Origin of the sequence: Lachnospira sp. (assembly GCF_016290755.1) — a bacterium.
Lineage (GTDB): Bacteria > Bacillota > Clostridia > Lachnospirales > Lachnospiraceae > Lachnospira > Lachnospira multipara.
In genome coordinates this window covers 1-12727 of sequence record NZ_JAEEVD010000014.1, presented here as the reverse complement: position 1 = coordinate 12727, position 12727 = coordinate 1, and the positions used below count along the sequence as shown (strand labels likewise).

Annotated in this window: 9 protein-coding genes and 1 pseudogene; 4 read left to right on the top strand and 6 right to left on the bottom strand. The window is 35.7% G+C overall.

The window, feature by feature from the left end; genetic code table 11:
* Positions 1–48: 48 nt before the first annotated feature.
* Both QVA17_RS05305 and QVA17_RS05300 read left to right on the top strand, forming a co-directional pair.
* Positions 49–1140 (top strand): papain-like cysteine protease family protein, encoded by a 1092-nt coding sequence (locus tag QVA17_RS05305; protein ID WP_287386929.1) that lies wholly within the window; start codon positions 49–51, stop codon positions 1138–1140.
* The gene (locus QVA17_RS05300; protein ID WP_287386928.1) at positions 1116–1622 is read left to right on the top strand and encodes a hypothetical protein; all 507 of its coding nucleotides are present in this window, start codon (positions 1116–1118) and stop codon (positions 1620–1622) included. The genes QVA17_RS05305 and QVA17_RS05300 overlap by 25 nt, the downstream gene beginning before the upstream one ends.
* A gap of 51 nt (positions 1623–1673) precedes the next feature.
* Here QVA17_RS05300 and QVA17_RS05295 read toward each other — a convergent pair whose 3' ends face one another.
* Positions 1674–3341: a glycoside hydrolase family 13 protein gene (locus QVA17_RS05295; RefSeq protein WP_287386926.1), complete on the bottom strand. Its 1668-nt coding sequence runs from the start codon at positions 3339–3341 to the stop codon at positions 1674–1676.
* A gap of 301 nt (positions 3342–3642) precedes the next feature.
* On the opposite strand from QVA17_RS05295, the gene ascB reads away from it, so the two are divergent.
* The gene (gene ascB, locus QVA17_RS05290; protein WP_287386924.1) at positions 3643–5133 is read left to right on the top strand and encodes a 6-phospho-beta-glucosidase; all 1491 of its coding nucleotides are present in this window, start codon (positions 3643–3645) and stop codon (positions 5131–5133) included.
* Between the two features lie 532 nt (positions 5134–5665).
* Here ascB and QVA17_RS05285 read toward each other — a convergent pair.
* From QVA17_RS05285 to thrH, 3 genes are all read right to left on the bottom strand, one after another.
* Positions 5666–6934, bottom strand: coding sequence for a 6-phosphofructokinase (locus QVA17_RS05285; RefSeq protein WP_027431310.1), 1269 nt, complete (start codon positions 6932–6934; stop codon positions 5666–5668).
* Between the two features lie 715 nt (positions 6935–7649).
* Positions 7650–8843: a Gfo/Idh/MocA family protein gene (locus QVA17_RS05280; RefSeq protein WP_287386923.1), complete on the bottom strand. Its 1194-nt coding sequence runs from the start codon at positions 8841–8843 to the stop codon at positions 7650–7652.
* 117 nt (positions 8844–8960) lie between these two features.
* Positions 8961–9560 carry a bifunctional phosphoserine phosphatase/homoserine phosphotransferase ThrH gene (thrH, locus tag QVA17_RS05275; protein ID WP_027431312.1) on the bottom strand — a complete coding sequence of 200 codons (600 nt, stop codon included), beginning with the start codon at positions 9558–9560 and terminating at the stop codon, positions 8961–8963.
* A gap of 341 nt (positions 9561–9901) precedes the next feature.
* Between thrH and QVA17_RS05270 the strand changes: the two genes are divergently transcribed.
* Positions 9902–11167 carry an ATP-binding protein gene (locus QVA17_RS05270; RefSeq protein WP_287386922.1) on the top strand — a complete coding sequence of 422 codons (1266 nt, stop codon included), beginning with the start codon at positions 9902–9904 and terminating at the stop codon, positions 11165–11167.
* A 287-nt stretch (positions 11168–11454) separates the two neighbouring features.
* On the opposite strand, the gene QVA17_RS05265 is transcribed toward QVA17_RS05270, so the two are convergent.
* Both QVA17_RS05265 and QVA17_RS05260 read right to left on the bottom strand, forming a co-directional pair.
* Entirely contained in the window at positions 11455–12015 is a 561-nt protein-coding gene (locus QVA17_RS05265) for a flavin reductase family protein (protein WP_103952943.1), read from the bottom strand.
* Positions 12016–12222: 207 nt separating this feature from the next.
* A pseudogene (locus tag QVA17_RS05260) lies at positions 12223–12727 on the bottom strand (hypothetical protein); the annotation flags it as partial.

Genomic DNA, 12727 nt, shown 5'->3' with positions numbered 1-12727 from the left:
TATGTTAAAATAAATTATAATATATTTTTATTTAAAAAGGAGGATATTATGAAAAAAATTAAACTTTTTACTTTTTTATCATTATTAGTTATTATTATTGTATTTTTTAATTCTCGTACAACAAAAGCTGAAACCTATAATAATTTGAACGTAAGTAGCTTATCTATATCGTCTGATTATGACGATTATGCAAAAGAAGTTTATTTACAACATTTAAATGTATTAATAAAAACTGGAGATTTAAAACATTCTATTTCAAATTATTATCTTGGACATCCATTTACAGTTTTCAATGTTACCAACGATAACTATAATGCTTGTTATCCAATTATTTCTAATATGGATAAAAAAATCGAAGCTATATTGGAAATAAATTATGATACTTCCTTTTCAGCATCAATGTCTATTTCTTTTTCTAAGGAATTAAATCAATTCGTTTCAGATTACAGTGGAAATTATGCATTTATTTCAGATGGTATTAATCTATATGCTTATAATGAAACACAATTAATTAAAATTTACAGTATGTTTGATAATATCAATTTTTTAGATATAAACACTGTTAAAAACTCATCGTTCGACTATAATAATACTTCATTGCTTAATTATAACGATTTGCTTAATAAATTAAATGTTACCTATCAACCTCAACGTTACAATTTAACAGGTATAGATCGTCCGTCATCATATAAAACCATTAATGTTAAAGGGGTAAGTCAAGTTGATGACACTTGTTGGGCAGCTACATGTGCAGCTCTAATTAATTATTATAAAAATACAAATTTATCCTGCCTAGATGTTTCCAAATATGTTTATGGAGATAATTGGGATAATGGTGGAACATGGACAGAAATTAAAAAAGCATATAACCATTGGAATCTTTATCCTAAACAAACAGGACCTATAAGTTTTACACAAATTAAAAACAATATTAATAATAACAAACCCATGCATTTAGGTTTAACAAAACATTCTGTTGGATTAATCGGTTATGAATATTGGAATAGTTCTAATAAGATACTTATTTTATTAGAACCAAATGGTGGTAGACACAGTAGTGTTTCATTAAATGCTAATGGGAATTTTTCATATGAGCTAGGAGGGAAATCAAGATCATGGATTTACACAAGATACTTCTAAAGCTATCTATTATAGCAATGATATTAAGTATAACTGCTTGTTCTACTTCGGTTAAATATAGCTCAATCTTCCCAAGAAATGAGAAGGGTTATCCAAAAGCAAACTGTCTTATAATTAATAAAACTGTCTACACTATTGGTGATATCTCTTTAAATCATTTTGATCAAAAAAAATACGAAGTTAACATTTCCCGCGAAAGCCTTAAAAATAACACCCTTACTGTTGTTTTACCTACCATGTACGTAATTAACACTTGGATAATCTCTGACTCTAATGACTATAAAGTCATAAATACTGACATAGAAGAATGTTACATTAAAGGGGTTGTCCCAGAAGGTCCCTCATCTGATCTACAAATTTTTAAGATTGAGATTTCAGATAATTGCCAATCAATTTCCTTTAAATGGACCAATGTTAATTATATGAAGGAAGATTTTGAGAAAATTGAAGAAGATTCATTATTATTAATAAATATAAACTAAAATAAAGAGATGAAAATTGTTTTACATGCAATTTTCATCTCTGTTAGTTTATTACTCATACTTATAAACTCTACATTCATAGGGCCTTAGAATATCTAATCTGTGTCCATCCTCGTAATTACTAAGTTTAAGCTCGCCCTTTAAGCCTACATATTCTTCTGGCATTTTATAGCTTATATGTTTCCCTTTTAAATTGCAGATTATTAAAAACTTTTCTGAAGATAATGTTCTTTCATAAGTATATACATTTTTATCCTTAGGAAAATATTCCTTGTAGTCACCCCATATAAGTGCGTCGCTATCTTTCCTTAATTTAAGGGCTTTTCTATAGAAATTTAAAATACTCTTTTCATCCTCTTCCTGGGCTTTCACATTTATCTTCTTATAGTTAGGATTTAAGTAAAACCAAGGTTTCACCGTAGAGAAGCCAGCATATTTTCCATCAGACCACTGCATTGGTGTTCTAGCGGAATCCCTTGAACCTTCGCCAATATAGTAAAGACGCTGGGATTTTGACTTCTTAGTATGGAAGGTCATGTATGCATTTTTAGAGGAAATATCCTCATACTTATCGATGGAATTTAAGCGGAGGTTAGTCATTCCAATTTCCTGTCCTTGATAAATAAAAGGGCATCCTTGAAGGAAAATGTAACTAGCAGCTAAACTTGTAGCACTCTCCCTCCACATCTTCTCACTACCATATCTACTAACAACCCTTGGATGATCGTGATTTTCAATATACACACAATTCCAAGATTTGCCATTCATGGCGTACTGCCACTTAGAAAAGGCCCTCTTGTATTTCACCACATTAAATGGTCGTCTAATAAAATCCGAGAGGAAATTGTCAGCATTCATGTAATCAAAGGTAATTACCATATCTAAAGACTTCGTATCCCCAGTTAAATAAGGCATTGCCTTATCTGGGCCTGTCATTGGCATCTCACCCATTTGGAAGCAATCGTAATCCTCGCAGACTTCTCTAAATTCCTTCATATACTCATGAATATGTGGGCCATGCTGAGTGTAGCGAAGACCATTAATCATTGGAAGTTCAGGGTATCCATTAGGAAGTCCCTCCACTTTTGATATAAAAGCAATGGAATCTTCTCTAAATCCATCCACTCCTAAATCAAGCCAAAAGCGCATAATATCCTTAATTTCCTCACGAACCCTTGGATTATCCATATTTAGATCAGGCTGTTTCTTGGCAAAAAAATGTAAATAGTACTGACCTCTTTCTTCGTTATATTCCCAAGCTTTCCCTTCAAAAAGCGAATTCCAATTATTAGGAAGTTTTTTATGTCCATTTTTATCAATTTTTCCGTCACGCCAAATATAGTAATCCTTATAAGGGTTGTCTTCTCCACCCTTGCAACTTTCCTTAAACCAAAAATGTTCATCAGATGTGTGATTAATTACTAAATCCATTATGACCTTCATGCCTAGTTCATGAGCTTTATTTAAGACTTTTTTAAACTGCTCTAAATCCCCGTAGTCTGGATGAATGTCCTTATAGTCTGAAACATCATAGCCATAATCTGCATTTGGCGATGGATAAATTGGCGAAAACCAAATTCCATCAATTCCTAAAGACTTGATATATTCTAGCTTGTCATAAACGCCATATAAATCTCCAATTCCATCCCCGTTGCCATCTGCAAAAGAACGAATCCATATCTGATAAAAAGCCATGTTCTTAAACCAATTATTATCCATATTTATCCCCTTTATAGTAAATTTAGCGTGCTTTAATAAGCCTACGGCTTTCTCTGAATTTTAGCACTATATACATTTTCACAAAAACAAATTACTAACTACATTATACTAACAATATTAAATAAATACAAGAATCCGGCGCTAGACTTGCGAGCGTGTCTTGACAATATACATCCATACAAAAGTGTGTTAAAATATTATCTAGAATTCACATTGTGTTAATATTTATGTGCTAAATTAAATAATAGGGTGTTATTACAATAAATAATAGATAATAAACAATGAATTTTGGAGGTTTTTTATGTTACAAAAGGACTTTTTATGGGGTGGCGCAACAGCTGCAAATCAGTGCGAAGGTGGTTATAACAAAGGAGGCCGCGGCCTTGCTTTAGTTGATGTGGTTCCTGCTGGCAAGAACAGATTCCCAGTTGCTCTTGGCAAGCTATCATATAAGGATTTACCGGCTGATAGTTTTTATCCAGGCAGAGAGGCCATCGATATGTATGATCACTACATCGAGGACATCCGCCTTTTCGCTAAGATGGGCTTTAAGTGCTACCGTTTTTCAATGTCATGGTCTAGAATTTTCCCTAATGGTGATGAAAATGCACCTTGCGAGGAAGGCCTTAAATTCTATGACGAAATCATTGACGAGATGCTTAAAAATGGCATCGAGCCAGTTGTTACTATCTGCCATTTTGATGCGCCAATCGGTCTTTTGGAAAAGTTTGGTGGTTGGAAGAGTCGTCAAATGATTGATAGATACTTGGCTTATTGCGAAGCTATTTTCACAAGATTCAAGAATAAGGTTAAATACTGGATTACCTTTAACGAAATCAACATGATTCTTCATCTTCCATTCATGGGCGCTGGCCTTTCTTTTAAGGAGGGTGAAAATGAAACTCTCATCAAGTATCAGGCTGCCCATTATGAGCTTGTTGCTTCCGCTGCAGCTACAAAGCTTGCACATAGCATTAACCCTGATTTCATGATTGGTTGTATGCTTGCTGCCGGAAATTACTATCCATATAGCTGCGATCCTGATGATGTTATGGATTCAATTCTTAAGGATAGAGAAAATTATTTCTTCATCGACGTTCAGTCTCGTGGTTACTATCCAAGCTACGCTCTTAAGTTCTTTGAGCGTGAGGGCATTAACCTTGATATGACAGTTGAAGATGATAAGCTTTTAAGAGAGAATACTGTTGATTACATTTCCTTTAGTTACTACTCTTCTCGCCTTACAAGTGCTAATCCAGAATTAACAGATAAGACTGCTGGAAATGTATTTGCAACTCTAAAGAATCCACATCTTAAGGCTTCTGAATGGGGCTGGCAGATTGACCCAGTTGGTCTTCGAATCACACTTAACAGCATTTATGACAGATACCAGAAGCCTATGTTTATTGTAGAAAATGGACTTGGTGCTAAAGATACCGTTATTAATACAGAAACTGGCAAAGAGCTTACTCCAGGAACTGAAGAATTTAGAGAAGCTGTTAAAGCTGGCAAGGCTAGCGTTAATGATGATTACAGAATTGCATATCTTAAGGCTCATGTTCAGGAACTTATGAAGGCTGTGGAAATTGATGGCGTTGAACTTCTTGGTTACACTCCTTGGGGTTGTATCGATTTAGTTTCAGCTTCAACTGGTGAAATGAGCAAGCGTTACGGCTTTATCTATGTTGATAAGGATGATGAGGGAAAGGGCGAATTAGCTAGATTCCCTAAGAAGTCTTTTGATTGGTATAAAGAAGTAATTGCTAGTAATGGTGAATGTACTAGAGAATAAGATTGTACTAGAGAATAAGATTGCGATAGAATTTTTAAAATGAATGTAAATCCGGCACATGGTAGAAATTAACCATGTGCCTTCTTTTATGACTTGGATGGTGGCTTTAGAATCTGAGGTCGCAGAAATATATATTATTTTTTCTTTTCGTCAGATAGATGATACATTTTATCTGACAAAACAAAAATCAGATGGTAATCAGATGGTTTTTCATTATGCTTATAAAAACAAAATCTGAGTATGTTTTTGTCGGTTTTTGCATAAAATCCGGGTGTCGGTTCGGCGGGGTTGCATAAAATCCGGGTATCGGTTCGGCGGGGTTGCATAAAAATGTGTTGTTATTTCTTTTCGTCAGATAAATGATATCATCTATCTGACGAAATAAAAAAAGACATACCTTTCTCTGACACATTTTTAAAAAAATACAAATCAAAAAGTTTGAAGCCTCTACAAACACGAATAATTAAAAACAAAAATGAGGCAGTAGGAAATTTCCCACCGCCTCAATAATTAAGAAAGATAGATAGTTAGCTTATTCATTGAATACCTTGTAGAGATCCTTGTAGCCTTTGGTATTCATTGTTAAATGTCTTGGAAGACCGTCTACCATCATAGGAGTATAGTCACCCTGAATTAATGGCTTTAGATAACTTACAAATTCATCTGTAACGTAGTCTCCATCCTTGTTGATCCACTCACGTGGTACAACCTTTTCGCCGTTGGCGATTCTATGAACATCATAAACACCAGTTGTAGACTGGTATGGATCATCTGATAATCTATCAATAACTACCATCATTCCTGATAAGCCTTCATCTGCAGCCTTAATTGCTGCACCACCAACCATGAAAGCTTCGTTGATGTCAATTCGGCTTGCAAGATGTGAAGCTGAACGCTGTAATGTAGAAAACTCTACAGAACGTGTCTTGCAGCCTAACTTTTCATGAATATAATTTGCAAGATAAGCAGCTGTTCCTGTCATTTGGATATGGCCAAATGCATCTTTAGTTGAAGAGCCTGCTGAGAACTCACAAATATATTTTCCTTCTTTATTCTTGATACCTTCTGATACTGCCGCTACTACAATGTCCTTTTTCTTCAAAAGTGTTTCTACCTTCTTAGTAAACTTTTCAATATCAAATGGAATCTCTGGTAAGTAAATCAAGTCTGGACCGTCGCAATCTTCAGCCTTTGAAAGTGCTGTTGCACCTGTAAGCCAACCTGCGTTTCGTCCCATAACTTCAATAACTGTTACATTTTTCTTCTTATAAGAGAAACCAAGACAGTCACGAATTACTTCCTTTGTAGATGTGCCAATGTACTTAGCAGCACTGCCGTAACCTGGAGTGTGATCTGTAAGTGCAAGGTCATTATCAATTGTCTTTGGACAACCAATGAATCTTTGCTTAGCTCCTGTAAGGATTGCGTAATCAGATAGCTTCTGAATTGTATCCATTGAGTCGTTACCGCCGATATAGATTAATACTTCAATATCCATCTTATCTAGTAGATGGAAAATTTTTTCATAAACCTCTTTATCTTCGTGAATAGCTGGTAACTTATAACGACAAGTTCCAAGGAATGCTGATGGTGTTCTCTTTAATAATTCTAAGTCGAGTTCGTTCTTTACGTATTTTGACATGTCAACATACTGCTCATCAAGGAAACCTTGAATTCCATAACGCATACCATATACCTTATTAAATCCTCTATCCATTGCAGTCTTGAAAACCCCAGCAAGACTAGAATTGATAACGGCTGTAGGGCCACCAGATTGGCCAACTAATACATTACCCTTCATATAATGTACCTCCCCTATATATAATTTTACAAAAATCTCTTTAAGTAAGTATATCATAAATAAAATTATTTGAATAGAGTTTTTTTAGTGTTGGTATTATTTTTTTGTCGATAGTAGGCTGTTTGGGGAAAATTGGGATTCTATTGGAGGATTTGTAGGGAGAATTATGTTTTTATTGGAGGATTTGCAGGGGGAATTTTGACTTTTTTACTTGTATGCTTAATTTATAGCCACTGGCTACTTATAAGATTTCTTTGTTTCCTAGGAGATTTTTGGCTATAAGGGAGGATATCTCTTCTTTTAGCCACACAAATTTTGATTTCTTCCATGGCGTCTCACTAGTTCTGTGCTTTTTCCACGTCAACACTCAAGAAAAGTCACAAAGGTTTTTGATTTCTTCTGTTAATTCCGGAAATCTGTTGACTATTCTTCAGGTATCACTAAATTACAGGCACAAAGGAGAAATTTCCGATGTTTCCAACTTGCTTAATTTTAATGCGGGATGTGGCTGTTTCCCGGATTGATGGTGAGAATAGGCACACACGGAGAAAAATACTGGATTAAAAAAAACAAAAGCGGACCATAAACCATGTCAACAACAAAAGCGGCAAAATGATTGCTCATTCTACCGCTTAAATCCGCTTATTTCTTTAGTTTCTGAAATCTCTAAACCATCTTACTTGTCTAGAGCTTCCTAAATCCCACAAATCTTTCTCTAGCCCAAAACCTCGGACTCGTTATGTTTCATCTCATCTAGGAAATCTCTATATTCTTCGCCATTTACTGGGATGCGTACCTTCTTGCCTTTAAAGGCTGAGAGGTAGGCGCCGCAGGTAAGCTCTAAAGTATTGATGCCATCTTGACCGTTAGTTATAGCCATATCTTCCTTTGCATCAGTTTCTTGATTCGCTGTGCTATGAGCCTTATTAATTCTTGCAATAACTGTCTCGCCAAAATTTTCTAGCACCTTGCGGTATGGCTCGTCACCAGTTTCTGATACTAAATCTATCTCTTCGTAGTCTTCAGATAATTCCTGAGTTGAGGAGCAAGTTGCATTTTTAGAATACTCCTCAAGATCCCTTGAGAAGCGCCAAATTCTTAGCTTGTCATCATCAATTCTTATATGGCCCTTAGTTCCGCTAATTTCAATGTATCTTTCTTTGTGAGCCTCACCTGTTGAGAGAATAAAAACGCCTGTCATACCATTTTCATAATTAAAATTAATAATTGCCTCGTCATCAACGATAAAGTCGTTGTATTTACCCCAGTTGATGAAGGCACCAACTTCCTGAGGCATACCAAAAAGCCACTGCCACATATCAAGTAGGTGCTGGCCCTGATTAATAAGAGCACCACCACCCTCGCCTTGCCAGCTGCTTCTCCACTCGCCAGACGCATGATAAGATCTAGTTCTATAGTAGCCTGTATCGATTTGTCTAACAGCCTGGATGCGACCAATTTCACCACTGTCTATCATTTGCTTAAGCTTTATAAAACGTGAATATGTTCTTTGATGGAAAATGAGTTCGTAAACCACATCTGCAAACTTACTTTCAGAATACATCTGTCTTGCACTTATGACATCAATTCCCGCTGGTTTCTCACAAAGCACGTGTTTACCGGCTCTAAAGGCTCTAATTGCTGTATCTGGATGGAGCTTGTGAGGTGTTGTGATTATGATGGCATCGAAGGCTGTCATTGCATTTTCATAAAGCTCATTCTCGTTACGGTAGAGCTTGACCTCGCCTTTATCTACAACGCCATCACAGTTCTCATTAAGCCACTGCGCAGCCTGACCCGATCTTGTGCAGACACAAGCCAAAGATAAAGTTTTTATTTCCCCGCTTAAAATCATCTTGGCATAGCGCTTACCCATGTGACCTAAACCTATTATTGCTACTTTTATCATGATTTCCTCCCCCTTTTATTTAAGTGAATAAATTCGTAAATACAAAAATCCCACAGCACTAGCTGTATGCATTAATGCTGTGGTCTATAATTCTATTATACAAAAATTTAATGAAAATTAAAGAGCTTTCTTGATTGCTTCGTATAAATCATCATATTCCTCGAAAGCCTGAAGTTCTGGGTATTCAGCCTTGATTGCATCTGTAGATCTAAAGAGGAAACCTGCCTTAGATGCCTTAATCATGCCTAAATCGTTGTGGCTGTCACCTGAAGCGATTGTTTCAAAGCCAACTGACTGTAAAGCCTTAACTGTTGAGAGCTTTGACTGTTCGCAACGCATCTTAAAGCCTGTGATTTCACCATTTTCTGCTACTTCAAGAGTATTACAGAAAATTGTAGGTAAACCAAGCTTCTCCATAAGAGGCTTTGCAAACTGTGTAAATGTATCGCTAATAATAATAACCTGTGTGAGTTCTCTAAGGTCATCAAGGAACTTCTTAGCACCTGGAAGTGGATCAATCTTAGCGATTGTTTCCTGGATTTCCTTAAGGCCAAGGCCATGCTCCTTTAAGATGCCAATTCTATACTTCATTAGCTTGTCATAATCTGGTTCGTCTCTTGTTGTTCTCTCTAGTTCAGGGATATTTGTTTCCTTTGCAAATGCGATCCAAATCTCAGGAACAAGTACACCCTCAAGGTCTAAACAAACAATATTCATGTCACTCATTTTCTTACTTCCTTCCTACATTCCTAAAGCCGCCATAAAGCTTTGGGTTATGTTTTAAAAATATTGCGGACAAATGTTTTTCTGTCGCGGACATTTAAAATTATATCATAGAAAAAAGATAATAGAAACTGAATTTTGAAAATGTATTGCAGAAATTTTCATCGTGTGTGCACGATAAATTTCTTTATTTTTATCGTGTAGATACGATAATTTTATGTGATTTTGTCGTGTAAAGACGATAATTTTGCTTAATTTTATCGTGTAGAGACGATAATTTTACTTGATTTTATCGTGTATAGACGATAAAATAATATATAAGAGGTGATGTTATTATGAATAAAAATATAATTAAACAAGTGATTCTAGAGCAACTAGAAGTCATTGAAGAAAGCACTATTATAGACAGAAACTACCGTTTCGAAAAAAATATGAATTATATTTTGGTGGGACTTCGTCGTGCTGGAAAATCCACCTTACTTTATAAGATTGCAAAAGATCTTATTAAATCAGGTGTTGACTGGTCTCAGATTATTTATGTCAATTTCGAGGATGATAGATTGTTCGGTTTTCAAAAGGAAGATTTTAACGACATTGTGGAAGTAGCCTATGAACTGGCCGAAGGCAAGGAAATCTACTACTTCTTTGACGAGATACAGATTGTTGATGGCTGGGAACATTTTGCAAGACGAATGGCCGACCAGAAAAAGCATGTCTACATTACTGGCAGCAACGCCAAGATGCTAAGTTCTGAGATGGAAAAAGTCCTTGGAGGCCGCTATTTATCTAAGATGATTATGCCTTTTTCCCTAGCTGAGGTCCTTGACTATTTAGAAATCGACCACTCCAACAAGGCACTTTTAACTAGTTCTAAACTTGCCAAGATTAAGAATGCGACTAGTAACTATATCAATTTCGGAGGCTTTGCAGAAGCACAACATTTGCTAGACAAAAGAGAATATATCAAGAGCGTTTACGAAAAGGTGCTTCTTGGGGACATTTCCGAACGTGAAAATATCAAGAATCAAACTGCCCTCCGCCTTATGGTTAAGAAAATCGCAGAAACTGTCATGCACGAAATCAGCTTTAACAAGCTTGCCGGCAACATTAAGGCAACTGGCATAAAGACCTCGACAGATTCCATGATTGAGTACACAAGTTACGCAGAGAGCGCATTTTTACTGTTTAGAACAAGAAATTATGTGAATAAGTTTTCAAAGAAGGAGAGCACTCCAAGATTTTACTTCTATGATAATGGCCTGCTCAATCTCTTCCTGGTAGACAAGGCTTCCGCCCTTCTTGAAAATGTGGTTGCTTGCCATTTAAAGCGCCTCTACGGGGAGGATGTCTATTACTTTAAGTCAAGTAAAACTGGCATTGACGTGGATTTTTACCTTCCTCAAAAGCAGTGCGGGGTGCAGGTTTGCTATAACCTAGAATCCGCTTACGAGCGAGAAACTAAGAACCTTTTTGATTTTATGGATAAATCTGAAAATGTATCGCGACTTATAATTGTGACTCACGATGAAGAAGGCACTATAACCGAGGGGAATAAGACGATAGAGGTTATTCCAGTTTATAAGTTTTTACTTATGAATTAAAATTATTACTTTTTTCAAATCCCATGATTTTATAATAAATTCATGGGATAATATTCTAAAATGTTGATGCATGGACATTTTAACTTTCTAAAATGTTGATTGACGGACATTTTTTCTTTCCAAAATGTTGATTGATGGACATTTTTTCTTTCTAAAATGTTGATGTTTAAGAAGAAACACATCATTTCCATAAAAAATGTCGTGTAGACACGATAATTTCTCTTGATTTTATCATGCAGACACGACATTTTTATTAATTATAAAAGTATGTATTGTTTATCTAGTTTCTAAAGTAATTCCTTACCTGAACCCCAGGCATCTCCTACCTTTTCACCAAGCACGTGGTATGCATTATTAAATGGATCAAAGGCGATTGGTGCTACCTTTGCAATGTCGACCTTGTCCTCTGTGAGTGCTGCTTCGTCAACGCTTACATTTACAATTTCACCCTTGAGGATGCAACTATCATGGTCGAAGCTCTTGAGCTTGCATTCAAGGCACACTGCGAGTTCGTTGATAATTGGAGCATTTACTAATTCGCTCTTTGTAGCTGTGAAGCCTGCTTTTGAAAATTTATCTTCAGTCTTATTTCCTGAAGAAATACCTACGTAATCACAGCCGGCAACGTGAGCTGCGTCAGCCATGCTAATTGTGAAAGCGCCTGTCTTTTCAAAATTTTTGCAAGTCTTATGTCCTACTGAAAGGCAAAGTGTAATCTCATTAGATTCACTGATTCCGCCCCAAGCTGCATTCATTGCGTTTGGGACTCCATTTTCATCATAAGTTGCAATAATCCACACAGGCTGTGGAAGTGTAAGTGGCTTTGCGCCAAAATTCTTTCTTGCCATAAAAGCCTCCCTAATTGATTGAATAAATTTTAATTGGATTAAATCTATTATATAACTTATTTCAAAAAATTGGTATAAAGAAAGAATAAAATTATAAATCTAATAGTTTTCTAAAATGTTGATGTTATCACATAAACGTTGAATGGAGCTAAGCACACGCTTAGCTCCACCCTATTCCAGTATCAATTCTACTATTCACTTATATTTCTAGCTATTTTTTTCATTGAGAATCTTTTCAAATTCTTCCTTTGAGATTGATAGATTATTAGCGGCCTGCTCAACTGTTATTATTCCAGTTTGAACAAGTTTTACTAATGTCATTATCTGCCCTTCTTCGATTCCTTCTTTTAAACCGATTTCATGCCCTTCTTCGATTCCTTCTACCTTCCCAGCTTCATGACCTAAATCATATTCACTCTCTTTTATAGCGTCGATTATCTCCTCATCGGTACATTCAAATATGCACATTTCATATACCTCATTTCTATGCTTTAACAAATACTCCCGTAACACGTTTTCATCGATGCACTCATCAATCGCCTTGTTGATTGCATCTTCTAACTTTATATTCATTTTAACATATTTTCTTATCTTAGCAACATAGATAGTATAATCATTTAGCTTCTTACACGCACTCATCAGGTTCATGTTATAACCCTGATTAATATTTAGAACCAGAACTTTTAATTCTAGCGCTGGTTCCTTTGTTTTT